General features: G+C 66.7%; 23 protein-coding genes and 1 pseudogene. 15 read left to right on the top strand and 9 right to left on the bottom strand.

The window, feature by feature from the left end:
- Window positions 1-94: 94 nt before the first annotated feature.
- From EII42_RS04205 to EII42_RS04225, 5 genes are all read left to right on the top strand, one after another.
- Window positions 95-685, top strand: a complete 591-nt coding sequence (locus EII42_RS04205) for a histidine phosphatase family protein (protein WP_125170870.1) — start codon at window positions 95-97, stop codon at window positions 683-685.
- 96 nt (window positions 686-781) lie between these two features.
- Window positions 782-1,525, top strand: coding sequence for a GntR family transcriptional regulator (locus EII42_RS04210; RefSeq protein WP_125170871.1), 744 nt, complete (start codon window positions 782-784; stop codon window positions 1,523-1,525).
- Window positions 1,526-1,583: 58 nt separating this feature from the next.
- On the top strand, window positions 1,584-2,063 hold the full coding sequence (locus tag EII42_RS04215) for a hypothetical protein (RefSeq protein WP_125170872.1): 480 nt from the start codon (window positions 1,584-1,586) through the stop codon (window positions 2,061-2,063).
- Window positions 2,064-2,089: 26 nt separating this feature from the next.
- Window positions 2,090-3,460 carry an alpha-amylase family protein gene (locus tag EII42_RS04220; protein WP_158676402.1) on the top strand — a complete coding sequence of 457 codons (1,371 nt, stop codon included), beginning with the start codon at window positions 2,090-2,092 and terminating at the stop codon, window positions 3,458-3,460.
- Complete coding sequence (locus EII42_RS04225) at window positions 3,457-4,116, top strand: endonuclease III domain-containing protein (RefSeq protein ID WP_125170874.1); 660 nt, start codon at window positions 3,457-3,459, stop codon at window positions 4,114-4,116. Before EII42_RS04220 ends, EII42_RS04225 begins: the two co-directional genes overlap by 4 nt.
- A 42-nt stretch (window positions 4,117-4,158) precedes the next feature.
- Here the strand turns inward: EII42_RS04225 and EII42_RS04230 are convergent, their stop codons facing one another.
- Complete coding sequence (locus EII42_RS04230) at window positions 4,159-4,932, bottom strand: hypothetical protein (RefSeq protein WP_125170875.1); 774 nt, start codon at window positions 4,930-4,932, stop codon at window positions 4,159-4,161.
- Between the two features lie 180 nt (window positions 4,933-5,112).
- Window positions 5,113-6,333 carry a glutamyl-tRNA reductase gene (locus tag EII42_RS04235; RefSeq protein WP_125170876.1) on the bottom strand — a complete coding sequence of 407 codons (1,221 nt, stop codon included), beginning with the start codon at window positions 6,331-6,333 and terminating at the stop codon, window positions 5,113-5,115.
- Window positions 6,334-6,452: 119 nt separating this feature from the next.
- Between EII42_RS04235 and hemC the strand changes: the two are divergent.
- The 4 genes and pseudogenes from hemC to hemL all read left to right on the top strand — a co-directional run.
- A pseudogene (gene hemC, locus EII42_RS13830) lies at window positions 6,453-7,334 on the top strand (hydroxymethylbilane synthase); the annotation flags it as partial.
- Window positions 7,335-7,391: 57 nt separating this feature from the next.
- Entirely contained in the window at window positions 7,392-8,063 is a 672-nt protein-coding gene (locus EII42_RS13835) for a uroporphyrinogen-III synthase (protein WP_370318095.1), read from the top strand.
- A gap of 47 nt (window positions 8,064-8,110) precedes the next feature.
- Entirely contained in the window at window positions 8,111-9,076 is a 966-nt protein-coding gene (gene hemB, locus EII42_RS04245; protein ID WP_125170878.1) for a porphobilinogen synthase, read from the top strand.
- Entirely contained in the window at window positions 9,073-10,359 is a 1,287-nt protein-coding gene (gene hemL, locus EII42_RS04250; protein ID WP_199729796.1) for a glutamate-1-semialdehyde 2,1-aminomutase, read from the top strand. Before hemB ends, hemL begins: the two co-directional genes overlap by 4 nt.
- Before the next feature lie 3 nt (window positions 10,360-10,362).
- Here hemL and EII42_RS04255 read toward each other — a convergent pair whose 3' ends face one another.
- The 6 genes from EII42_RS04255 to nrfH are packed head-to-tail and all read right to left on the bottom strand — an operon-like array spanning window position 10,363 to window position 15,975.
- A complete protein-coding gene (locus tag EII42_RS04255; RefSeq protein WP_125170880.1) occupies window positions 10,363-10,914 on the bottom strand; it encodes a TlpA disulfide reductase family protein in 552 nt (183 codons plus the stop codon).
- Window positions 10,911-11,804, bottom strand: coding sequence for a c-type cytochrome biogenesis protein CcsB (ccsB, locus tag EII42_RS04260; RefSeq protein ID WP_125170881.1), 894 nt, complete (start codon window positions 11,802-11,804; stop codon window positions 10,911-10,913). The genes EII42_RS04255 and ccsB overlap by 4 nt, the downstream gene beginning before the upstream one ends.
- A gap of 17 nt (window positions 11,805-11,821) precedes the next feature.
- On the bottom strand, window positions 11,822-13,243 hold the full coding sequence (locus EII42_RS04265; RefSeq protein WP_125170882.1) for a cytochrome c biogenesis protein ResB: 1,422 nt from the start codon (window positions 13,241-13,243) through the stop codon (window positions 11,822-11,824).
- A gap of 1 nt (window position 13,244) precedes the next feature.
- Window positions 13,245-14,015, bottom strand: a complete 771-nt coding sequence (locus EII42_RS04270; protein WP_125170883.1) for a tetratricopeptide repeat protein — start codon at window positions 14,013-14,015, stop codon at window positions 13,245-13,247.
- On the bottom strand, window positions 14,015-15,472 hold the full coding sequence (locus EII42_RS04275; RefSeq protein ID WP_125170884.1) for an ammonia-forming cytochrome c nitrite reductase subunit c552: 1,458 nt from the start codon (window positions 15,470-15,472) through the stop codon (window positions 14,015-14,017). Before EII42_RS04275 ends, EII42_RS04270 begins: the two co-directional genes overlap by 1 nt.
- Before the next feature lie 5 nt (window positions 15,473-15,477).
- A complete protein-coding gene (gene nrfH, locus EII42_RS04280) occupies window positions 15,478-15,975 on the bottom strand; it encodes a cytochrome c nitrite reductase small subunit (RefSeq protein WP_125170885.1) in 498 nt (165 codons plus the stop codon).
- Between the two features lie 251 nt (window positions 15,976-16,226).
- On the opposite strand from nrfH, the gene mutA reads away from it, so the two are divergent.
- The 6 genes from mutA to EII42_RS04310 all read left to right on the top strand — a co-directional run bounded on the left by mutA (window position 16,227) and on the right by EII42_RS04310 (window position 22,204).
- Window positions 16,227-18,095 carry a methylmalonyl-CoA mutase small subunit gene (gene mutA, locus EII42_RS04285; protein WP_125170886.1) on the top strand — a complete coding sequence of 623 codons (1,869 nt, stop codon included), beginning with the start codon at window positions 16,227-16,229 and terminating at the stop codon, window positions 18,093-18,095.
- The gene (scpA, locus tag EII42_RS04290) at window positions 18,092-20,272 is read left to right on the top strand and encodes a methylmalonyl-CoA mutase (protein ID WP_125170887.1); all 2,181 of its coding nucleotides are present in this window, start codon (window positions 18,092-18,094) and stop codon (window positions 20,270-20,272) included. The genes mutA and scpA overlap by 4 nt, the downstream gene beginning before the upstream one ends.
- 197 nt (window positions 20,273-20,469) lie before the next feature.
- Window positions 20,470-20,877: a hypothetical protein gene (locus tag EII42_RS04295; protein ID WP_125170888.1), complete on the top strand. Its 408-nt coding sequence runs from the start codon at window positions 20,470-20,472 to the stop codon at window positions 20,875-20,877.
- Window positions 20,874-21,200, top strand: coding sequence for a hypothetical protein (locus tag EII42_RS04300; protein WP_125170889.1), 327 nt, complete (start codon window positions 20,874-20,876; stop codon window positions 21,198-21,200). The genes EII42_RS04295 and EII42_RS04300 overlap by 4 nt, the downstream gene beginning before the upstream one ends.
- Before the next feature lies 1 nt (window position 21,201).
- Window positions 21,202-21,669 (top strand): hypothetical protein, encoded by a 468-nt coding sequence (locus EII42_RS04305; RefSeq protein WP_125170890.1) that lies wholly within the window; start codon window positions 21,202-21,204, stop codon window positions 21,667-21,669.
- A gap of 4 nt (window positions 21,670-21,673) precedes the next feature.
- Window positions 21,674-22,204: a DNA/RNA non-specific endonuclease gene (locus tag EII42_RS04310; RefSeq protein ID WP_125170891.1), complete on the top strand. Its 531-nt coding sequence runs from the start codon at window positions 21,674-21,676 to the stop codon at window positions 22,202-22,204.
- A 174-nt stretch (window positions 22,205-22,378) separates the two neighbouring features.
- On the opposite strand, the gene EII42_RS04315 is transcribed toward EII42_RS04310, so the two are convergent.
- Window positions 22,379-22,702 (bottom strand): hypothetical protein, encoded by a 324-nt coding sequence (locus tag EII42_RS04315; RefSeq protein ID WP_125170892.1) that lies wholly within the window; start codon window positions 22,700-22,702, stop codon window positions 22,379-22,381.
- Window positions 22,703-23,199 lie beyond the last annotated feature (497 nt).

The following is a 23,199-nucleotide window of genomic DNA, read 5'->3' on the forward strand; positions in this document are numbered from 1 at the left end:
CGGAGAGCATTTCGAAAGCCAGGCCGGGCCGGAGCCGCGTCGTCGACGCTCCTGGCCCCGCCAGTTCCTTCGAGACAGGTCCTAGGCTAGGGGCATGCGCCTTTACCTGATCCGCCACGGACAAACCGAGTCAAACGTCAAGCACCTACTCGACACGGCCTACCCCGGTGCCCCCCTGAACTCCACCGGCTTGGCGCAAGCTCGCGAGTTGGCCGACCGGCTGGGCGGTGAACCGATCGAGGCCGTATACGCCTCAAACCTCACACGTGCCCAACAAACAGCGGCGCCCCTTGCCGAGGCACGAGGAGTCGAAGTGCAGACTCTCGACGGCCTGCGCGAGATCGCGGCCGGCGTCGAAGAGTTGAACCCGGTGTGGGACACCTACATCGACATGCTCAGTTCCTGGTCTCCGTCGAACATGGACTCAGGCTTGGAAGGCGGCGAGACGGCTCGACAATTCGTCGAACGCTACTTCGGGGCCATCGCCCACATGGCGTCCGCCGGACACGACGTGGCCGCCGCGGTCAGCCACGGCGCGGCACTGCGCGTATTCGGTCTGACCATCTGCCCCGATCTGGATCCCGAAGTCGCCATCCCGTTGGGAAACACCCAATGGATTCTGCTGGACGGTTCCCCCACGGAGGGCTGGAATATTGTCAGTTGGGGAGAAACCCACTTCAACTGAGCCGGGGAAACCCAGAACCCGCCGACTTTCCCACTGCAATTCGCCCCTTGCCAGACTAGGATGATCGTGATCGTGTCCTACTTTTCAGGGGGGCCAATGCGCAGGGAGACGTTCAAACTGAAAATCGACATCAGCCGCAAGGATGCCGCTCCAATTCACGTTCAGATCAGCGGTGTACTGCGCGAGCTGATCGAATCGGGGAGGCTGGCTCCGGGCACCCGGCTTGAGGATGAGGTGTCCATGGCGCGACGCCTACAGATCTCCCGGCCCACGGCGCGCAAAGCGCTGGAAACCCTGGTCAACCTCGGGCTGATCGTCCGCCGGCGCGGCGCAGGCACCGAGGTGGTGGCTCGGCGGGTTGAGCCGCCGCTGGTACTGACCAGCCTCTACGACGAGTTGGTCCGAGGCGGGCACAGCCCCACCACCAGCGTCCTCGACTGGGTTGAGGAGCCAGCCACCCCCAGCATCGCCCAGCTGCTGCGCCTGCCTGAGGGCAGCCCGGTGGTGCACATCCAACGCCTCCGCCTCATCAACTCGCGCCCCCTCGCGATCCTGCGCGACTACCTGCCCGCGCACTTGGCCCCCAGCCGGGCAAGCCTCACCAGCCGAAACCTGTACGACCTCCTCCGGGAAGCCGGCGCAGAGCCGCGCTCCGGCTCGCAACAGATCGGCGCGCGCCTCGCCACCCCCGCGGAGGCGCGCCTGCTGAACGAGCCCGTCGGCGCCGCGCTGCTCACAATGAACCGGGTGGCCTTCGACGTGGCCCGCCAGCCGATAGAGGTGGGCATCCACGTCTACCGGGCAAGCATCTACAGTTTCAACCATCAACTGACCCGATAGCCACCCTGATCGTTTGGGGGAATCGGTCGGCCGGCCGATCGCACGTAGAATCGATGTCATGGCCAACCCGCTCAAACTGATCAAGACCGCCACCGGCCTACTCGCCGCCGCAGGCGCCCTCATGCAAGCGACGCTCGCCCTGTGGAGCGGCCTCAAAGAGAACGAGGAAGTAGCCGAGAAGACGAAAAAGGCTCTGGAACAGGCAAAGCGGGCGCTTCGCTCCCGCAGCCCCGAGACCAGGTTCACCGCCGCCATCGACAGCATCGAATCCTGCGTGTCCGGGATCGAAACACAATTCCCGGACACCGACGAGTTGCCCGCCTGGCGCACCCGAGTCACAGCGCTCAGGATGCGCGGCCAGCTCACCGCCGGAGCGGCCAAAGGACGCCAACGCAAACCGATCTGGCGCGAGCTGAACGCCGAGGCCGCTGCACTATTCGAGGAGATCAACACACGCCTCGCCACGCTCTCGCCCGACGTGGTGCGCGCCGCGCAGTTGGGGTCCGTTGACGCTTCGCCCGAGCCGCCGAGCAGCTGAGCACTTCCCGGGCGATAATGACTGTCATGCGCCAGATAATGCCTTTCATCGCAGCCACGCTGCTCGCCGCGTCGTGTTCACCTCAGGCGGCGGCACCGCCGGACCCCGCACCCGCCCACGCAGCCGGCGTGCAGCTGTTCCAGTACCCGTGGCCGAGCGTCGCCCGCCAGTGCAAGGACACCCTCGGCCCGAACGGCATCGGTTTCGTGCTCCTCTCCCCGGCCCAGGAGCACATCGCGGGGCCCCAATGGTGGACCAGCTACCAGCCGGTCAGCTACCGGATCGAGTCCAAGCTGGGCACGCGCGAGGAGTTCCGGCAGATGGTGCAGGACTGCCACGACGCGGGCGTGCGGGTCGTCGCCGACGCCGTCATCAACCACATGGCCGGAATCGACTCCGGCACCGGCGTCGCTGGCAGCTCCTTCGAGCACTACAGCTACCCGGGCATCTACACCAGCGAGGACTTCCACCACTGCGGGCTGACCCCCAACGACGACATCGCTATCTACTCCGACCAGGCCCAGCTGCAAAACTGCGAGCTGGTAAACCTAGCCGACCTCGACACCAGCAGGCCGAACGTGCGCGAAACCATCGTCGGCTTTCTGAACGATCTGCGCTCCCTGGGCGTGGACGGCTTCCGCATCGACGCGGCAAAGCACATGAGCGCCGACGATGTGGCCGCCATCGTGGGCGCAGTCGAGGGTGAGCCGTTGATCATTAGCGAGGTGATCCGCGCCCACAACGAGCCGGTGCAACCGGAGGACTACCTCGGCTTCGGCGGGGTCTTTGCCTTCGGCTGGTCGAAGGATCTGGCGGGCGTGCTGCGCGGCGGATCGCTCGCCCCCGCCTTCCAACTGCGCGACGGCGCCGTACCCTCCGACAAGGCCTACACCTTCGTCGCCAATCACGACACCGAGCGCGCCGACCGGCACCTGAACCCGCGCGACGAAGACCTCTTCCGGCTGGCCGAGCTGACGATGCTCGCCGGCGACTACGGAACACCGGTGCTGTACTCCGGCTACGCCTTCGACGACCGGGACGCCGGGCCGAGGCAGGACAACGGCCGGGTGCTCGACGTCGTCTGCCCCGAGCAGCAGTTCCGCTGCCTGACGCCCGAGGTGCTCGGCATGGCGAAGTGGCGCTCGCTGGTGGGGGCCGAGCCTATCCAAAACGTCACCTGGAACTCGCCGGTGCTGACGTTGGACCGCGGCGGCAAGGGGTTCTTGGCGCTGTCCATCGCGGACGAGCCTAGGCCTTTCGAGGCCAGCACGGCGCTGCCGGACGGCGAATACTGCAACCTGGCCGCGCCCGACCAGTGCGGCTTCGTGGTTTCGGGCGGCAGGATTTCGGGCAGCGTCCCGCCCAAGAGCGCGGTGGCTCTCCACTCCGAGCGGTGAGTTCCCGCGGCCTGGTCCCGCTTCGTCGGGCGTACGAGGTGCTGGACGCGACGATCGACCCGGGCCGCTGGTGGCCTGCGGACACGCGCTTCGAGATCTTCGTCGGGGCGCTGCTCACCCACAACACCGCGTGGGCGAATGTCGAGCGCTCCCTGGGGCAGCTACGCGCGGCGGGCCTGCTGGACGCGGCATCGCTGAGCGACGTTTCCGAGGCAGAGCTGCAAGAGCTGATCCGCCCGTCGGGGTTCATGGTCGCGAAGGCCCGCTATCTTCAGGGCGCTGCCCGATGGTTCGGTGCCCACGACGACGGCGCCCGCCTCCTGCCCGACGGACCGTTACGCCGCCGGCTGCTGGAGTTGAGCGGCGTCGGCTTCGAGACGGCCGACGTGCTGCTGCTCTACGCCTACGAGCGGCCAGCATTCGTCTTCGATGCCTACGCGCGCCGCATGATCTCAGCCATCGGGGGCGGCACTTTCCGCAGCTATCCGGCCGCCCAGCGGGCGCTCGGCGGATGGGTTGATGACGCCGCCCTCAGCGTGGCCGAGCTGGCGCGCCTGCACGGGCTGATCGTCGAAGCCGGGAAACGGGCTGGTCCAGCTGGTTGGCCGGCGCTCTGGGCGGAGCTTTCCTCCACCCGGGAGACGACCAACCGCTGAACCAACCTGTCCCGGCCCTAAAGGACACACGCTCGGGTGATGTCAACCAGTCTGCGGTTGGCGAGCGACCCAGGACGCGAGATCGACTCGCCGACCGATGCGATAATCCACAGCCACGCCCAGGAGAAGCATCAGCTGATTCAGCCAACCCATCGCGGCAGAAACCGCTTCGGGGGAGTCCGCCTCCGCCAGAAGCACCGCACACTGTGTCCCCATGGCCTGGCCCGCGAAGCACGACGCACCCCGCATCGGGACCATCAGGCCAGGATTGTCCGCAACCCGGTCGGTCGGTTTCTTAATCGGCAGCGGTCCTTGCTCGCCGTAGGCCACCCAGCCCTTGTTGGTGGGGGCTCCTGGTTCTCCCGAGCCCGTTTCTCGCCCTCCAAAGACAACCACGGACGACACGGGGCGCATAGAAATACCCAATGAACCGCCCAGGAGCGCATGGTAAGCGAGTTGCAGCCTGCCCGGCTCAGCAGAGTGCAGCCACACCAGTAGGTCGGCGTCCCCGTTGAAGCCTCCCAGGTCAAAGTATCCTCGCACCTCGACGCCGGTACTTTCCAGCGCTCTAGCTGTCTCGTCTGCGACATCGATGCCCGCCAGAAAGGCCATCTCGGTACGCAGAACCGTGAACATGGTGTATTCAGACAAGTAGGTGCCCCGATCCTTACGCTCCTCCGGCCCGGTTACCGGGTACTCTCCAACCACCGGTCTCCCCATCATCACCGCCTCTCCCAAGCTCCAGCCCCGGGCCTCCGGCCTCCGAGCGCCCTCCGACCCCAACTGCTCATCCGGGTATGCTCTGTCAACGTTCATTTCCATGTCCCTTTCTCAACGGTTTTCCATTCGACTGTCCGCCAGCGTATTCAGCCCGACAGCACCCAAAGGGGTTTTCCACAGCTCCGCGCAGTCCGGGGTGAGGACTGGAAGATTTTGCCGCCTGGTTGGGGAAAACTCCGCTCAGCAGCCGGCTTACGAGGCAGCCCTGCTAAGGGGTCACCGCGCCGTTTCGGCCCCCGTATTCTGGCCATCGGCAGCACCCGGCCAGGTCAGCGAACCGATCCCACACAGCTCATCCAGCGCAGCCAGGTATTCCTCCGCCCGCCCCTCCTCGGCAGCCTGCCGGGCCCGCGCCGACGGGACGTGCAACAGCCTCGTGGCGAGCCGCCGCAGGGAGTGCGCCACATCGTCGCGGGACAGGGGACGATTGGGCAGCCTGCCCAACTCGTCCTCCACCAGCATCAACGCCACTTCCCGCAGCGTCGCGACGGCGTGGTCGACGGCCCGCGAGCGCAGCCGGGCCAGCGCGTTCGCGATGCCCTGCTCCACGAGCGCCTCGGCCTGAGCTGAGTCGTGCGCATAGCGCGGCTGAATGGCGGCCTGGATCGCCGCCAGATCGACCACGCTCACCCCCTCGACCCGATCCACCAGCCGGTCCACATCCCGATTGAGCGACAGATCCAGCAGCTTCATCCCCGCCCGCACGTGGTGCGGGAAAACCACCGGCCCCCGTCCCCGGCAGGTGACGACGAGATCCGCGCCCGGCAGCTCCTGGCTGAGGTCCGTCACTGCGGCCACCCGGTGGCGGCGCGCAAACTCGCCCGCGCGCCCACTGGCGGAATGCACGACGATGTCCCCCGCACCGCGCGCCCGGAGCGCCGCCACGACGGCACCCGCATAGGCACCCGTGCCCAGGATCAGCACCCGCGCCCGCGACCAGTCGGGCAGCTCGACGAGCCGCAGCCCCTCGTTCACCACCGACCGGCCCGCGGAATCAAGGTTGGTGCGATTGGCCACCAGCCGCGACGTCTTCAGCGCCTCCTCAACAACGATGTTCAGCGCCTGCGACGACCGCCCGGCCTCCTGCGCGTCGCCCAGCGCTCGCCGCAGCTGGCCGGAAATCTCCCGCTCACCAACCACCATCGAACTCAGGCCCGCAGCGACGGAAAAGACATGCCGCAGCGCGCCCTCCCCCTGAAAGACGTCCCAGTCCGGCGGCACGTCGAAATGCCCATCCACCACCATCCGCAGCCAGCCGAGGGCCGCGTCGCCCTCCATCAGCAGTTCGACACGATTGCACGTCGCGAGCAGGGTGACCCCCGAAACCCCAGGCTGGTCACGCACGCACGCGGCCAGGCCGTCGAGCTGCTGGCTGATCCGCTCAACCTCCGACAGCCCTTGCCTGTCGTGCTGGATGGAGAACACTCTGATGGCCATGTCGCCGCCTATTCAACCACCTTCCCCTGGTTTGGCAGAATCGCTTGCATGAGCCTGCACCGCCCCGCAATCCACCCGACTCACATACCCCACGCCCACCCGCACGCCCGGGGTGCCCGGTGAGGCTACGTCTGGGCACGCGCGGGTCAGCGCTGGCCGTCGCCCAATCCGAGTCCGTGGCCCAGCTGCTCCGCTCGCGCGGCCACGACGTGGAACTGGTCCGGATCAAGACCCGCGGCGACATGGAACGCGGCTCGCTGACCAGGCTGGGCACTCTCGGCGTGTTCGCCGCCGAGCTGCGCACCGCGATCCTCGACGGCCGGTGCGACTTCGCGGTGCACTCGCTGAAGGACCTACCCACCGCTCCCGTCCCCGGATTAACCATCGCCGCGATCCCCGGCCGCGAAGACCCCCGCGACGCGCTCGTCGCCGGCGGCCAGCGACTGGCGGAGCTGCCCGCTGGCGCCGCCGTCGGCACTGGCTCGCCGCGGAGGGTGGCCCAGCTGCGAGCGCTGCGCCCCGACCTGCGGTTCGTCGATGTGCGGGGCAACATCGGCACCCGGCTGGCGCGCGTCGCCGACGATGACCTGGCGGCGGTGGTGCTAGCCGCGGCGGGCCTGCGCCGCCTCGGCTTCGATCACCTGATCGACGAGCTGCTGCCCATCATCGGCGCCCCCGGGCAGGGGGCCCTGGCGCTAGAGTGCCGCGCGGACGCCGACGATGTGCTCGCCCAGCTGCGACCCCTCGACGACGCCCGGGCCCGACTCGCCGTCGAGGAGGAGCGTGCCGTGCTGGCGCTGCTCGGCGGGGGCTGTGCCGCGCCGATCGCCGCCACCGCCGTCGACGGTGTCCTCTCCGCCGCGGTGTCCTCCCTCGACGGCGCCGCGTCGGCTCGCGCCGTGGTGCCGCTGCGCGTCGGGGCCGGGCGCGAGGCGGTTCAGCAGCTGCGCGCGGCGGGTGCCGAGCTGGTGGCCGACCTGCGCGCTACCCGGCCATCAAGGCTGGCCGAGCTGCACGACGACGAGTCGCTGTGGCTGGGCGACGGTTCGCTGGCGGGCATGCAGGTGCTGCTGCCCCGCGAGGAGGGCGCACTGGCCGACGGCCTGCGCGCGGCGGGCGCGGAGGTGACGTGCTGCCCGGTGCTGGAGACGGTCGTCCTCGCCACTCCCGAGGTGCTGGCGGCCGATTGGGTGGTGTTCACGTCGCCCAGGGGCGTCGCGCTGCTGGACCGCGGGCCGACGCGGGTGGCGGGCCGGATCGCGGCGGTCGGGGGCGCCACCGCCCGCGCGCTCACCAGCCGCGGGTACGCCGTGGACCTGTGCCCCGAGGGCGCCAGCAGCGCGGCGGCCCTGCTGACCCTCTGGCCCGCGGGCTCCGGCCGGGTGCTGCTTCCCGGCTCCGCCCGCTCCGGCCCCGAGCTGGCCGAGGGCCTCAGCCGGAGGGGATACACCGTCGAGCGGCTGGCCACCTACGACGTCCATGCGGCGGCCACGGTTCCCGAGCCGGTGGTGGCGGCTTGGCGGCGGGGCGACTTCGACGCGGTCGTCATCACCTCGGGCTCCGTGGGCGAGGCCTTCAGTGAGCTGTTCGGGTGGCACGACACCCCCGTCGTGGCCTTCGGGCCGCCGTCCGCGGAGGCGCTGCGCGCGGCCGGGGTGCCCGTGGCCGGCACCGCACCCACCCAGGATCCCCAGGGCGTGGCCGCCGCGCTCGCCCGCCTGCCCGACTGAATCGCTCGGGCCGCGGCCACCGACCGGCTGCCGAGTAGGCTGACCCCATGCCGATCCCGATGCGCCCGCGCCGCCTGCGCCGCACCCCAGCCCTGCGTCGCCTCGTTCGTGAGGTGGAGTTGCGGCCCGCCCAGCTCGTCCTACCCGTGTTCGTCGCCGAGCGGGAGGGCCCCATCGACTCGATGCCCGGGGTTCGCCGGCACACCGTGTCGGGGGTGGCCCGCGTCGCGGAGCAGGTGGCGGCCGCCGGGCTCGGCGGCATCATGCTGTTCGGGGTGCCCGACGACGACGCCAAGGACGAGCTGGGCTCCGCGGCCTGGGCAGCCGACGGCATCCTGCAGCGCGGGTTGCGCGCGGTGAGCGACGCCGTGGGCGGCGAAACCGTGGTGTTCGCGGACACCTGCCTGGACGAGTTCACCTCCCACGGCCATTGCGGGTTGCTGACCGACGGCGTGGTAGACAACGACGCGACGCTGCCCGCCTATGTGGCGATGGCGCTGGCCCAGGCGGAGGCGGGCGCCGACGTGGTGTCGCCGTCGGGGATGATGGACGGCCAGGTGGCGGCGATCCGCGCTGGCCTCGACGACGCGGGCTGCACGCACACCGCGATCCTCGCCTACGCTGCGAAGTACGCTTCGGGGTTCTATGGCCCGTTCCGGGAAGCCGTCGCCTCGACCCTCACCGGCGACCGCCGCACCTACCAGCAAGATCCCGCGAACCGCCGCGAGGGGCTCCGGGAGGCCGAGCTGGACCTCGCCGAGGGCGCGGACATCGTGCTCGTGAAACCCGCGGGCTACTATCTCGACGTGCTGAGCGACGTGGCGCGCCTTTCTCGGGTACCGGTGGCGGCCTATCAGGTCTCCGGAGAGTACTCGATGATCGAGGCGGCCGCGGAGCGCGGCTGGCTCGACCGCAGGGCCGCTATCTGCGAGTCTGTCACCGCGATCGTACGTGCGGGGGCAGACATCGTACTCACCTACTGGGGATTGGAGTTGGCCCAATGGCTGAAGTGATCGACACGGCGCAGCTCTTTCACAGGGCGCAGCAGGTCATCCCGGGCGGGGTTTCTTCCCCGGTGCGGGCCTTCGGGTCGGTGGGCGGCACCCCGCTGTTCGTCTCCGCCGCGAAGGGCCCGTACATCTACGACGTGAACGGCCAGCAGTACGTGGATCTGGTGTGTTCTTGGGGGCCCGCGCTGCTCGGGCACGCACACCCCGACGTGGTATCGGCCGTGCAGGAGGCCGCCGCCCACGGCCTGTCCTTCGGCGCCCCGACGAGCGCAGAGGTCGAGTTGGCGGAGTTGATCCGCGCCCGGGTGCCGGTGGCGGAGCAGGTGCGTTTCGTGTCCACCGGCACGGAGGCCACGATGACGGCCATCCGGTTGGCGCGCGGCGCCACCGGGCGCGACAAGATCGTCAAGTTCTCCGGCTGCTACCACGGCCACTCCGACGCGCTGCTGTCCGCCGCCGGTTCCGGGCTGGCGACGCAAGGGCTGCCAGGCTCCGCCGGGGTGACGACGGCCGCGGCGGCCGACACCATCGTCGTGGAGTACAACGACTTCTCCCAGCTGGAGGCGGTGTTCGCCGAGTGCGGCGAGGAGATCGCGTGCGTCATCACGGAGGCCGCGCCCGCCAACATGGGGGTCGTCGCGCCCGCCGAGGGGTTCAACCTGGCCCTTCAGCGACTCTGCCGAGCGCACGGCGCGCTGTTCATCGTCGACGAGGTGCTCACCGGTTTCCGGGTGAGCCCGTCGGGCTGGCTGGGGATCGAGCCTGACCTGGCCCCCGATCTCGTCACGTTCGGCAAGGTGGTGGGCGGTGGCATGCCGCTGGCGGCGCTCGCCGGTCGCTCGGCGGTGATGCAGCTGCTGGCTCCCGTGGGGCCGGTGTACCAGGCGGGCACACTCTCCGGGAATCCGCTGGCCACCGCCGCGGGCATCGCGACGCTGCGGCTGGCCACGGAGGGTGTCTACGAGCGGGTGGACCACGCGGCCGCGGAGCTGAGCGGAGCGGTTTCATCCGAGCTGACGGCGGCGTCGGTGCCGCACGTGGTGTCCACGGCGGGCAACCTGTTTTCCGTGTTTTTCCGCGAGGGGCCGGTACGCAACTACGTCGACGCGCGCGCCCAGGACACCGCCGCCTTCGGCCGATTCTTCCACGCGATGCTGGACGCGGGCGTGGCGCTGCCCCCGTCGGCTTTCGAGTCGTGGTTTGTCTCCGCGACCCATGACGAGCGGGTGCTTGAGCGCGTCTCCGACGCCCTGCCGGCCGCCGCGCGGGCGGCCGCTAAGGGCTGACGGTCAGCGCTTGCCCAGCAGCCCGTCGAGGCGGGCGGCGATATCCTTTTTGCCGAGCGCCCCGAACGCCACGTCGCGGACCGTGCCGCTGGCGTCGATGAAGTAGTGCGTGGGGATTGACCGGACCCCGTAGGCGGCCGCCAGCTTCTGCTCCGGGTCGGGGATCGCCGCGAAGGTGAGCCCGACCCGCTTGGCGTAGTCGCGCACCTTCTCCTCGTCCTCCCCGAGGTAGACCGCGACGACGTTCACCTCACCCAGCTCAGCCGCCTCCTGGATATCCGGCGCTTCGACGCGGCACTGCTGACACCAAGAGGCCATGAACACCAGCCAAACGGGTTTGCCCGCCCGAAGGGCGGGTGCGCCGTCAAGGGTCGGCGCCGAGAAGGGCGGCGCCGGTTGCCCCACCTTGGGCGCGGGCTGGGCGCCCGCGACGCTCACGACGTTGCTGGCGGGCGCATGGTCGCCCACCACCCAGCGGCCGACCAGCAGTGCCCCCGCGACGAGCAGCACCAGCGCAACCACCCCCGCAACGGGGAACTTTTTCCCGGCCATCATGCGTAGGAGTGCAACCCGCCGAAGAACAGGTTGCCGAAGTAGGTGAACAGGATGGCGAAGAACCCCAGCACCAGCAGCCAGGCCGATCCGGTGCCCCGCCAGCCGCGGGTGACCCTGGCGTGCAGGTAGCCGCCGTAGACGAGCCACGTCACCAACGCGGCCGTCTCCTTCGGATCCCAGCTCCAATACCTACCCCAGGCGACGTTGGCCCAGATGGAGCCAAGGACGATCATGATGGTCAGCAGCGGGAAAGTGACGACGACGGCCTTGTAGCCGATCTCGTCGAGCAGCTCCCGACGGGGCCAGCCTTTCCACTTCACGTGTGGCGCCAGCAGGTACATCACCGCGGCCCCGAAGCCGACGGCCGCGGCGCCGTAGGACAGCGCGGCGGTGAAGACGTGGATGGTGAGCAGCGGCGAGTTCTGCAGCGCCGGCATGAGTGGCTTGGCCTCGTAGGACAGCGTCGTGGCATAGACCAGCATGCCCAGGATCACCGGCAGCATCACCACCGCCAGCGTCCGCACCCGGTAGCGCCACTCGACGAAGAGGTGGGCCAGCAACATGCCCCAGCAGAAGGAAACAGCGAATTCGTAGTGGTTAGCGAAGGGGGCGTGCCCGGTGTCGATGGTTCTCAGCACCATCGACGTGGTGAGCGTTGCGAAGGCCGCTTTCGACAGCATCGACCCCAGCCACACGATGCCGTGCCCGCCGGCCTCGGCCGCTTCACGCGGCCGGTTGGTCGGCTCCGCACCGCTTCCGGCACCCACGGCGGCCGGCTCGGGAACCCGGGCCGGGCTCTTCGAGAACCACACGGCCACCACGTAGCACGCGAAACCGATCAGGGTGAGTACTGTCGTCGCGACAAGGAGAAGTTGGGCAGCGGTAAGCATTGTCGTCGCCTTCCTTTCTACGGCTCGACGGCTGTCTTCATTGACTGGACTGCCTGGTCAAATATCCTACGACGTCCGGTGTCCGGCTTGTCCGGGGTGGCTGTTTCGACGCGTGAGCCGTCGCCGTCGGCGGTGACCCGCACCCATTGGCGCCGGTGCGGCAATCCCATGGTGAGGCAGGTGCCGACGATGAGCAGGGCGCAGCCGAGCCACACCACCCAGCTGCCCGGGTCTCTTTTCACGATGAGGCTGGTGTATTTCTGCTCCCGCTCGTAGGACACCTTGAGCGGGCCGACCTCAGCGGAACCCTTCGGGTCGATGACAGCGGTGCCCAGCGGGCTGCGTTGCCCGAGGGGATACGCCTCGACATTCACCTGGCCCGGCGCCAGGCCCGGCACCGTGGCCCCGGAGGCCGCGGCGGTGACGAAGACCTCCATCTGCTGCTCGTCGAGCAGCACCACCCCGTACTGTCGCTTGCCGTCGGGGCTGCGGAAGGAGAGCGGCACCCCGTCGGCATACAGCTCGCGCCCGGTGTTATCGGCGATGCGCACCACGGCGGAGATCCCGAAGGAGGCTTGATGGAAGTAGATGTCGTCGATGATCAACGGATCGTTGACCCGCACCTCGTGCTGAAACGTCTCGGCTCCGCGAGTAACCCGGAGGTCCGTGACGTAGTCGATCGGCGTCGACCACTCCGGGTCGTAGGTGTCGGTGAACGACAGGGCCTCCGCGGTCAGGGCGCTGCCTGCCCCAACTTCCTTGGGGATCCCTACGGTCAGGTCGAAGCCCTCTAGGCGGAAACCGGTGAACGAGCTGACCACGAATCCCGCCATCACGATCACGTATCCTGCGTGGGCGGCCGCCGTCCCGAAGGGTGCCCAGTGGAAGCGGTCGGCATAGAGGCTCTCCCCCGACGGGTCCTCGACGACGCGGTACCGGGCGGCCCGCAAACCTTCGGCGACGCGCGCGCGGGCCTGCTCGGGCGGCAGGCTCGCCACAAAGGAATCATTCAGCTTGGCGTGGGTGTAGAAGCTGGGCCGGACATGCGTGTGCGGGCGGTAGGCGTTGCGGTAGAGCAGCGGTAGCCGGTGTGTGGTGCACCCGATGATGGACAGCGCCAGCAGCGCGGTCACTGTCAAGTAAAGCGGCGAGGAGAAGAGGTGGAAGAACCCCAGCAGGTCGAGGAGGTTCGTCCAGCCGCCGTAGACGGCGCGGGCCTGCTCCAGCCAGCCGACGCGCGCCGCCTCGTCGAGGCGGACATGGTCGGGCATCTGCTTTGTCAGCACTCCGACGAGGGTCAGTCCCCCGGTGAGGAAGATCAGCGCAAGTCCGACGGTCTTGTTGTAAAAGATGGCGTAGATGCGTCTGAGGAGGCCGCCCGCACTGACGTCGATGTGCGCGTCTAGACCGTCTACCGGGTCCTCGGTTCGGGTGGACACGTCACTGCTCCTTGTCCAACTGTTCGAGGTGCGACTTCGCGGTTTCGGCCAGCTGCGAGTCGGGGGCGATGCGGATCAGGTTCTCCCAGCTTTGCCGAGCCTTCTCTTTCTCGGCTGGCTCTTTCGCCAGGTAGATGAAGCCCAGGTTGAAATGCCCCTCGGGTTTATCCGGCGCGGATTTCGTCGCCTTCAGCCATGATTCCTCCGCCTTGGCCAGCTCCCCCAGGTTGAAGTGGATCACGCCTGAGGCGAGTAGCGCGTCGTAGTCGTCCGGGGTTAGCGCGAGCACCTTGTTCTGGAAGTCGAGGGATTCCTGCCACTGGCCGGCGTCGTTGTACAGCTTGCCCAATTCCTTCAGCGCCGCGACGTTGTTGGGCTCATCCTCCAGCTGCTTCTTCAGTTCCTCGACGCGCTTGTTGTCCAGCTGGGCAAACTGGGTCATTCCCTGCTGCATCGCGTTCATGTCGCCGTGCGGCGACTGCGCCACCTGCTGGGTGGGGCGCCCCCACTGCTGCACGAGCAGGACAATCGCTGCAGCGAGCAGGGCCACCAATACCTTGTTGATTCCGCTGGCGATGCCTGAGGCTGCCGCTTTGATAGGTGGGCGCGTCTCGTCGTCGGGCAGCGCGTCGGCCTCGGTAAGTTCGGCCAGGGTCGGGCCGAGGGCCAGCTGTTCTCGCTGTGCGTCGGCCCACTCCCTGAGGTTGGGGGGAGCTGTGGCGAGGTACGCGTCGAGTTCCTTGGGGTCAACCTCAGGGGTGGGCCGGCTCATCAGTTCTGCCCGCTTCCCGTGACGGGACCGACGTCGATGCCGTGCAGGGCCAGCTGTCCCTTGCGCGCGAAGTCGGTTGCCTGGTTCAGCGTCGCCACCTGGTACTGGGGCGCATGGAAGCCGTGGCTGTTCTCGCTGACGTTCATGTCGATCAGGAACTGTGCCCACCGCTGGAAGTCGCGTGCCTTGGCGAGGTCCTCAGGCTTCGCGGTTTCCTTGTTTGCCTCAATGTCCTTGATTAGAGCATCCAGCGCGTCGAAGGACACGTTAACGGCGTCCTGCCAGCGGTGCTGGATGGTATCCACGCGCTCCTTCATCTCCTGTGGGGTGGAGTGGTGGCAGGTGAGGCAGGTGGCGTTGATCATGTCGTCGTTGCGCATCGGGCTGGCGATCTGATGGTCCATCACCTTGGCCGCGCCGTCGCGACGGTACGGCATGTGGCAGTCGGCACAGGTCACACCGTTGGCCGCGTGCGTGCCCTGCATCCAGGTCTCGAAGTCCGGGTGCTGGGCCTTGAGCACATTGGCGCCGGTGAGTGTGTGCTCGAAGTCGTTCCAGCCGATCTCGTCGTAGAACTTGATGGCATCCATGGCCTGGAAGCCGTAGCTCCACGGGAAGGTCAAGGTCTTGCCCTCGCCCTTGAAGTAGTACTCGACGTGGCACTGGGCGCAGACAAAGGCGCGCATCTCCTGGACGGTGGCGTCGCGGTTGACGTCGTAGCCCTGGATACCCTCGACCTTCTCCTTGTAGCGCGCGATGCCCTCGATGAAGGCCGGCCTGGTGATTCGCAACTCCATCGTTCCGGGGGTATGGCAGTCAATGCAGGCGATCGGCCCCTTGGCGTGCTGAACTGCTTCCTCGAAGGGCAGTTTGTTCATTTCAGCCCAGCCCTTGGCTCTGTCGCCGTCGCCCAGAGTGTCCATCACTTCGGGCAGGGAGGCGTGGCAGTTCAGGCAAGCGCCGGGCTGTTTGACCACCTTTACCCGCTTCGTCAGCTTCTGGTCTTCCAGCATGTACTCATGCCCGCGGGGGCGCCGGTAGTCCTTGGAGAAGGCGTAACCCTGCCACATGGTGACGAGCCTGGGATCCTTCTCCAGCTTGCTGAGCGCGATCTTGGTTCGGGGGTCGTCGTCTGTGGGCTCACGGTCCACGACGTTGTCTTCCTCCATCTCCCGGGTGGCGATGTGCGCCTGGTAGTGACGAGGGAAGTTCTGCCCCCAGACCGCCGGATCGTAGGTGGTGTCGGTGACGTTCACGACGTGCGAGAACGGCTCCTTCGCCTCCTGCTTGTGTTCAAAGATTGTCGTCAGGAACCAGGTCAGGGCCGCAGCGGAGATCGCGACGAATACCAGCACCAGCACTGGCACCCAACGCGCTCGCGGACCAGCCCACACCTTGCCCCCTGCCGGAGGGGGTTCGGCGCTGCCCGCCTGTTCGTGCTTGAGTTCGTCAGTCATTTTGATCACCTCTTGTGACCCACGCCGTCGTGGCATCTGATGCAGGACAGGGTTTCGCCTCCGGCGGCGGAACCATGTGTGATGTTCTCCACCATGTTGCTATGGCAGTAGATGCAGGACGCCTCTGCTATCCGCTGGTTGTGCGGACGGATCTGGATATTCTCCGGGTAGTCCTGCGTGGTGAACTTGAGGGCGTGCATGAAGCCGTTCTCCGCTTTGTTCACATACTTGTCGATGATGTTGGTGTGTGGGGTGTGGCAGGAGTTGCACGTGGCGACGTCGCGGTGCGGCCCGCGCATCCACCCGTCGTACTGCTCCTGCATGGCGTGACAGGCCGCGCACGTGGCGGGGTCGTCGTAGAAGTAGTTGAAGAAACCAGAGTAGGAGAAGGTGAACGCCGATACGCCGACGACCACCCCCACCAGCGCCGCCAGCGTGATTCCAATCCAGCCGGTGAAGGCATGCGTGAAGTCGCGCCAGAGACGCCTAACCAAGCGGACCATGCTGTCCTCCTGCAACCTCTCGCAACGTCCACTACCAGACGTAGTACGTATGTGTCCACTATAGGGCGGAAGCCTTGCGTCTCACCTTGGAATCAGCCAAATACCCCCTTCTGTTAACGGCATACTTTCCTCACTTAATAGCGCCTGGCCAAGTAGGTCTTACCAACTCAGCCCCCTTTCGCAGCCGGAAAGTGCACCGACTAGAGTTTCCCAGTGGGGCCATACCGCGCCCCGGACCCGGATGGAGAGCTATGAGCGCTGAGACGCAGAACTTCAACCTGGCCGCAGACTTCGCTACCCCTTCACAGGAAGACTGGGAGAGGGAAGTCCTGAAGGTGCTGAACCGCAAGCGACCAGAAGGCAAAGAGCTGAACACCGAACAGGCCTACCAACGCCTGACCAGTTACACGGTGGATGGGCTCCAAATCAAGCCGCTGTACGTCAAGGAAGACGGTGTAGAGGAACTCGGTTACCCGGGTGTGGCTCCCTACACTCGTGGCACGACGATTCGCACCGGCGAGATGCAAGACGGCTGGCAGATCGCCCAGCTGCATGAGGATGGTGACGTCGCCTTCACCAAGGCGCAGATCCTCGCTGATCTAGAGCGCGGCGGCTCCGCCGTCTTCCTGCGCGTCGACCCCGATGCGCTGGCAGCCGACGACGTGGCGGCCGTGCTGGGAGGCGTGCTGATCGACCTCGCCCCCATTTACGTAACCTCAAAGACCCAACAGATCGAGGCCGCACGCGCTTTGGCGGCCGTCTTCACCAAGGGCAAGCCCGCCCAGGTTTCCGGCAACCTGGGGGTCGATCCGATTGGCGCGGCAGCCCTCGCAGGCACCAGCCCGGATCTGAGTGTGCTGCGCGAGGCTGTTGAACTGGCCAAACCGTTCCCAAAGGTGCGGCCGATCGTCGTGGACGCGACGATCTACCACAACGCCGGGGCCGGGGACGTGCACGAACTCGGCTACGCGATCGCCGTGGGCGTCGAATACGTCCGCGCGCTGGTCGACCTCGGGTTGAGCGCCGACGAGGCCTTCGGCCAGATCATGTTCCGCGTGTCTGCCTCCACCGAGCAGTTCCTCACCATCGCTCGGCTGCGTGCGCTGCGCACTCTGTGGAGCCGCGTCGGCGAGGTGCTCGGCGTCGCAGAGGAGAATCGTGGCGCGCTGCAACACGCCGTCTCCTCCCTGCGACAGCTGAGCCGCGATGACGCCTACGTCAACGTGCTGCGCACCACGATCTCCTCGTTCGCCGCCGCGGCTGGTGGTGCCGATGTCGCGACCGTGCTGCCCTTCGACACGGTTTGGGGCCTGCCCAGCGAGTTCTCCCGCCGCATCGCGCGCAACACGCAGGCGCTGCTGGCCGAGGAATCCAACGTCGGCCGCGTCAACGACCCGGGCGGCGGCTCCTGGTTCATTGAGTCCATGACCCGCCAGATGGGCGAGAAGGCCTGGGCGGTGTTCCAGGAACTCGACGGCGCAGGCTTCATCGCCCGCCTGAGCGACGGCACCGTCGCGGGACAGCTGGAGCAGATCAACAAGGACCGCGCCGCCCGGCTGGCCACGCGCAAGCAGCCGCTGACCGGCGTGTCGATGTTCCCCAACTACGAAGAGAAGAAGGTCGTGGCCAAGGCCCGTCCGGCCGCGCCCGCGCTCGGCGGACTACAGATGGTGCGCGACTCCGAGGTGTTCGAGGCGCTGCGCGACCGCTCCGAGAACGCGCGCGCCGCGGGCCTGAACCCGCAGGTGATGCTGGCCTGCATCGGTCAGCGACGCCACTTCGGGCCACGCGAGGGCTTCACGTCCAACCTCTTCCACGTCGCGGGCATCGAAACAGTCCTCGTGGAGGGCACCGACCCGGCGGAGTTCGCCGGCCAGCTCAAAGACAAGGGCATCAAGGTTGTGGCGCTCTGTTCCAACGCTGTGATGTACGCCGAGCACGGCATGGCCGTCGCGAAGGCGCTGAAGGAGGCGGGCGCCGAGCGTGTCCTCCTCGCCGGTCAATTCAGGGAGCTCGGTGTGGAAGACACCGAAGGCCTGTTCTATGGCAACGTCTTCGACGGCATGGACGTGGTCGAGCTGCTTGAATCCACCCTCGACCTGATGGGAGTAGCCAAGTGAGCATCCCCCGCTTCTCGGATATCGACCTTGGCCAGCTGAAGCCGGGCAAGGACCACCACAAGTACGACGCCGCCCTCGGCGCGAACGGCTACTCGCAGGGCTGGCAGACCCCGGAGCACATCCTCGTGCCGCCGCTGTACGGCGACCAGGATCTCCAAGGCCTCGACTTCCTTGAGACCCGCCCCGGCATCCCGCCGTTCCTGCGCGGACCCTACTCGACGATGTACGTCAACCAGCCGTGGACCATCCGCCAGTACGCGGGCTTCTCCACCGCCGAGGAGTCCAACGCCTTCTACCGCCGCAACCTGGCGGCCGGCCAGAAGGGCCTCTCGATCGCGTTCGACCTCGCGACGCACCGCGGCTACGACTCCGACCACCCGCGGGTGACCGGCGACGTCGGCATGGCTGGCGTGGCCGTCGACTCGATCCTCGACATGCGTCAGCTGTTCGACGGCATCCCGCTCGACCAGATGTCGGTGTCGATGACCATGAACGGCGCCGTGCTGCCCGTTCTGGCGCTGTACATCGTCGCGGCGCAGGAGCAAGGCGTCAAGTACGAGCAGATGGCCGGAACGATTCAGAACGACATTCTGAAGGAGTTCATGGTCCGCAACACGTACATCTACCCACCGCAGCCGTCGATGCGTATCATCGCCGACATCTTCGCGTTCACCTCCCGGAACATGCCGAAGTTCAACTCGATCTCCATCTCCGGCTACCACATGCAGGAGGCGGGCGCTACGGCAGACATCGAGATGGCCTACACCCTGGCCGATGGCGTCGAATACATCCGCGCCGGCGAGTCGGTCGGGCTGAACGTGGACCAGTTCGCGCCGCGGTTGTCGTTCTTCTGGGCGATCGGCATGAACTTCTACATGGAGGTCGCCAAGATGCGCGCGGCGCGCATGCTGTGGGCAAAGCTCGTCAACCAGTTCGGGCCGAAGAACCCGAAGTCGATGAGCCTGCGCACGCACTCGCAGACCTCGGGCTGGTCGCTGACCGCTCAGGACGTGTACAACAACGTTGCCCGCACCTGCATCGAGGCGATGGGCGCCACCCAGGGCCACACCCAGTCGTTGCACACCAACGCGCTCGACGAGGCCATCGCGCTGCCCACCGACTTCTCGGCCCGCATCGCCCGAAACACCCAGCTGTTCATCCAGCAGGAATCCGGCACCACCAAGACCGTTGACCCGTGGGCTGGCTCGGCCTACGTCGAGCGCCTGACGCGCGAGCTGGCCGGTAAGGCTTGGGAGCGCATTCAGGAGGTCGAGCAGGCCGGCGGTATGGCGAAGGCCATCGAGGCAGGCATCCCGAAGATGCGCATCGAGGAGGCCGCTGCCCGTACCCAGGCCCGAATCGACTCCGGTCGGCAGCCGGTGATCGGCGTCAACAAGTACCAGCTGGAGAGCGAAGAAGAGCTCGAAGTGCTGAAGGTGGACAACAAGGCGGTGCGCGAGCAGCAGATCGCCAAGCTGCAGCGACTGCGTGCGGAGCGCGACGAGGCCGCCTGCCAGGCCGCGCTGGAGCGCGTCACCTGGGCCGCGGCCAACCCCGATCCGACGGATCCCGACCGCAACCTGCTGCAGGTTTCCATCGACGCCGCGCGGGCCAACGCGTCGGTAGGCGAGATTTCCGACGCCCTGGAGAGGGTTTTCAACCGCTACACCGCCCAGATCCGTACTATCAGTGGTGTGTACCGCACCGAAACCGGATCCAGCAGCAAGGTTGAAGAGGCTCGCCAGCTCGTCGCCGAGTTCGAGAAGAACGAAGGCCGCCGCCCCCGCATCCTCGTCGCCAAGATGGGACAGGATGGCCACGACCGCGGCCAGAAGGTGATTGCCACCGCCTACGCCGACCTCGGCATGGACGTTGACGTCGGCCCACTGTTCCAGACTCCCGAAGAGACCGCCCGGCAGGCCGTCGAGTCCGACGTGCACATCGTGGGCGCCTCCTCGCTCGCAGCAGGACACCTCACCTTGGTGCCTGCGCTGCGGGAGGAGTTGAACAAGCTCGGCCGCGAGGACATCATGATCGTGGTGGGTGGCGTCATCCCGAGCCAGGACTTCGACGAGCTCCGGGCCAACGGCGCCGACGCGATCTACCCGCCGGGCACCAACATCCCGGAGGCCGCGATCGACCTGATGACCAAGCTCAACGCCAGACTGGCTGAGTGAGGCTGAACTAACCCGGTTGGGGGACGCGCCTAAGGCGTGTCCCCCAACTTTTTGTCCACGAGGACCCGCGCCACCGGCTCCCCCGCCGGAAGGGCCCGAAGAACGGCGCAGCTCGGCGTCGCCCGGCTTGGCAGCGCTCGACGTTCGCCGCCGGGCTTCGGCCCGAATGAACTCCGAGCGGGTAGGCTTGAGCCGACGTGAGGGGGTTCCTTGTGCGAGAAGAGATCAGCGAGACCAGTAGACGGGTGGCCGAAGCCCTCCGGGAGGAGGGGGCCGATCCGGCGGATTGGGGTGCTCGCCCGGAGCACGAGGTGACTTTCCGGGATGCGAGCGGCCGCGTGGAGATCACCCTGCAAGGTTTCAAGGCGGTCGATGTTCAGTTGGATCCGTACTGGTTGAAAGAAGAGTCCTACCAGAAGGTCGAGGAGGTCCTGGCCGATGCGATCACGGGTGCGCTCACCGCGCTCGTCGATGCGGAGATCGAGAGCGCACGGAACACGAGCTACGAGCAGGCTGATGTGCAAGCCAAGTTGATCCAGATTTCGCAGGCCCTGTCCGGGACCTTCAGGGGTCAGATCGATGATCTGCTGGGGGGCCTGCGATGAGCGGCGGGACGATCAGGTTTCATCCAGAGTCGTGGGAGAAGGGTTCCCGGGCCATCGCACAGGACGCGGAGGCCTTCGCCAAGCGAGCGGAGAGCGCCTTCGCGGGCATGACGTCCCAGCGGCTCGGGTGCGATGGCAACGGGACCATGATGGACGCGGCTTTCGCCATCGTCTTCCCGGTTGCCGTAGAGGCTTTCCGGGAGACCGCCGCCGGGCTCGCCGAGGGGTTCGACGCGGTGAGCGACGGGATGAGCGCCACCGCCGAAGCCTACCGGGCGGCGGCCGAATACGCGGAGCAGGTTGCGCTCAAGGTGGGGTCCTGAGATGGCGCTCATGCTTCCCGCCTGGCTGGGCGAGGCCCTGAACTATCTTGGCTTCAACTGGCCGATCAGCAACGAGGACGTGCTCTCCGAATGGGCGCGCGAGTTTGAGGAGACCGCCCGGAGCGGCAGGAGCCTGGAATCGGATTTCTTGACGGCTCTGGAGCACGTAAAGTCAAACAATGAAGGTCCCGCTCTGAGCAACTTCGTTCAGGCCGTGTCCACCGGAGACTCCAACTACGAGGCCCTGCGCTCCTTCAACGAGGCCTGCGACGGAGCCGCAGTCGTCTGCAGAGTCTCCTCCGGGATCGTGGTGGTGTTGAAGGGGGTGTTCATTGCTCAGTTGATCGTCATGGCCGCTTCTCTGGCTAGCGGCCCCGGAGCACTGGTCGTTAGGGAGGCCGTGAGACGAGTGATCAACGCCGCAATCGACTACGCCGCCGACCAGGTTCTGAACGAAGCTTTGGGGTGATCCGATGGCCAAGAAACCCAGCAAGATAGCCAGGGGCATCATGGCTTCCATCACTCGGAAGCTGAAATGGGTGTCCGAGCCCTTCGAAGCCGGCGGCGACACCGTCCTCAAGAAGAATGTCATCTACTCCACTGGCAAGTCTGGCACCAGAACCAAGTATTACTACACCACCGACGACATGGGCCGCATCACCTCGGCCCACGCGCGACCGCTGAAGCTGCCCGAGAAGAGCCCCCGTGCCCCGCACGCCCAGAACACCCCGGGAAAGTTGGAGGGCGACCACGCGGGGCATCTCTTCGGCGACCGCTTCGGGGGCTCCCCCGAGCTGGACAACCTGGTCTCCCAAGCCAGTTCCGTCAATCTGTCCAAGTTCAAAAAGATAGAGAACGACTGGGCCAGGCGCCTGGCCGCGGGAGAAAAGTTCGACGTGGACATCACCATCCACTACGGGGCTGACGCCCGCCCCGTAAGTTTCACGGTAAAAGAAATACTGTCCGACGGGACTGTAAAGGCCCATAGACCCATATCTAACTAGCAGATAGGAAATCCTCTTGACTGGGACTTTTCAAGATAAGTTCGAGGAGCTTGCACCCCACTTCATCGCAACCGCCTGGGACTTCACGACCGGGTCGAAACCATCTGGGTTGCCATCGGCTTTGACGATGAAGACTGGACAGTAGCGGTACCAACTTACCAAATAGCTGGCAGCCTATATCGGCCCCACCAAGTTGCTCCTCTCGGCCTCGACGCCAGCCCGGCTGCTCAGGGTGATCTGCTTGACTCTCTCAACGCGCTCGCAGTCCAGTACACCCAAACCGACGACGAAGTCCCATCCCTCACGGTACTGCGATTCCAACCCGTGGACAGCGACCTGCAAGCAGAGTTCTCCTACCAACCCTGGGAACCAGGCATCAAGGAAGACGACAGAAGGCTCATCACCGAGCTCGTCCACCTCTGGTGCAAGCACCTCGTGGAAACGGGAGACGACTCCGCCGACTGGCGCCCACCCCAGGACTACAAGCTCGTCTAGCACCCGAGCGCCGAGCACGCCGTCGGCCCCCTGAGCCGTGCGGGTCTTGGCTGTTTTCGGTGTTTTGGTGGTTGGAGGTGCTTGTCGGGATGGTTGTTGCTGGCTGGTTTCGGGGTACTAATTCGGGGCCATCATCGGGCAGTGTTGGCCATGGATCCGGGCGCTCTACCGTGCGCCCCTGTGGTTGGCCACCACCGCGCCGACTGAGCGGCCGTGATTGATCACCGCTTCCGCCACCGCCTGCCGCATTCGACTCGCGCACCGGGCTCGTACACAGCTCGCAGTCCTTGCCTGATCGGATAGTTCGCAACACCCATCCCATCCCAGCGCGAGGCCACGAAGCCTTGCATCAACGACCCAACGCACCCAACCGCGAGTAGCCTGTAAAGGCCCATAAACCCATATCCAGCTAGCAGATAGGAAATCCTCTTGACTGGGACTTTTCAAGATAAGTTCGAGGAGCTTGCACCCCACTTCATCGCAACCGCCTGGGACTTCAC

Source organism: Tessaracoccus sp. OH4464_COT-324 (assembly GCF_003932855.1).
In the GTDB taxonomy this organism is placed as follows: Bacteria; Actinomycetota; Actinomycetes; order Propionibacteriales; family Propionibacteriaceae; genus Arachnia.

What these genes read in the sequence shown, in the direction of transcription:
- EII42_RS04205 (WP_125170870.1), top strand. Translation starts at nt 95, where the DNA reads ATGCGCCTTTACCTGATCCGCCACGGACAAACCGAGTCAAACGTCAAG.
- EII42_RS04210 (WP_125170871.1), top strand. Translation starts at nt 782, where the DNA reads ATGCGCAGGGAGACGTTCAAACTGAAAATCGACATCAGCCGCAAGGAT.
- EII42_RS04215 (WP_125170872.1), top strand. Translation starts at nt 1,584, where the DNA reads ATGGCCAACCCGCTCAAACTGATCAAGACCGCCACCGGCCTACTCGCC.
- EII42_RS04220 (WP_158676402.1), top strand. Translation starts at nt 2,090, where the DNA reads ATGCGCCAGATAATGCCTTTCATCGCAGCCACGCTGCTCGCCGCGTCG.
- EII42_RS04230 (WP_125170875.1), bottom strand. Translation starts at nt 4,932, where the DNA reads ATGAACGTTGACAGAGCATACCCGGATGAGCAGTTGGGGTCGGAGGGC.
- EII42_RS04235 (WP_125170876.1), bottom strand. Translation starts at nt 6,333, where the DNA reads ATGGCCATCAGAGTGTTCTCCATCCAGCACGACAGGCAAGGGCTGTCG.
- EII42_RS13835 (WP_370318095.1), top strand. Translation starts at nt 7,392, where the DNA reads ATGCAGGTGCTGCTGCCCCGCGAGGAGGGCGCACTGGCCGACGGCCTG.
- hemB (WP_125170878.1), top strand. Translation starts at nt 8,111, where the DNA reads ATGCCGATCCCGATGCGCCCGCGCCGCCTGCGCCGCACCCCAGCCCTG.
- EII42_RS04255 (WP_125170880.1), bottom strand. Translation starts at nt 10,914, where the DNA reads ATGATGGCCGGGAAAAAGTTCCCCGTTGCGGGGGTGGTTGCGCTGGTG.
- ccsB (WP_125170881.1), bottom strand. Translation starts at nt 11,804, where the DNA reads ATGCTTACCGCTGCCCAACTTCTCCTTGTCGCGACGACAGTACTCACC.
- EII42_RS04270 (WP_125170883.1), bottom strand. Translation starts at nt 14,015, where the DNA reads ATGAGCCGGCCCACCCCTGAGGTTGACCCCAAGGAACTCGACGCGTAC.
- EII42_RS04275 (WP_125170884.1), bottom strand. Translation starts at nt 15,472, where the DNA reads ATGACTGACGAACTCAAGCACGAACAGGCGGGCAGCGCCGAACCCCCT.
- nrfH (WP_125170885.1), bottom strand. Translation starts at nt 15,975, where the DNA reads ATGGTCCGCTTGGTTAGGCGTCTCTGGCGCGACTTCACGCATGCCTTC.
- mutA (WP_125170886.1), top strand. Translation starts at nt 16,227, where the DNA reads ATGAGCGCTGAGACGCAGAACTTCAACCTGGCCGCAGACTTCGCTACC.
- EII42_RS04300 (WP_125170889.1), top strand. Translation starts at nt 20,874, where the DNA reads ATGAGCGGCGGGACGATCAGGTTTCATCCAGAGTCGTGGGAGAAGGGT.
- EII42_RS04305 (WP_125170890.1), top strand. Translation starts at nt 21,202, where the DNA reads ATGGCGCTCATGCTTCCCGCCTGGCTGGGCGAGGCCCTGAACTATCTT.
- EII42_RS04310 (WP_125170891.1), top strand. Translation starts at nt 21,674, where the DNA reads ATGGCCAAGAAACCCAGCAAGATAGCCAGGGGCATCATGGCTTCCATC.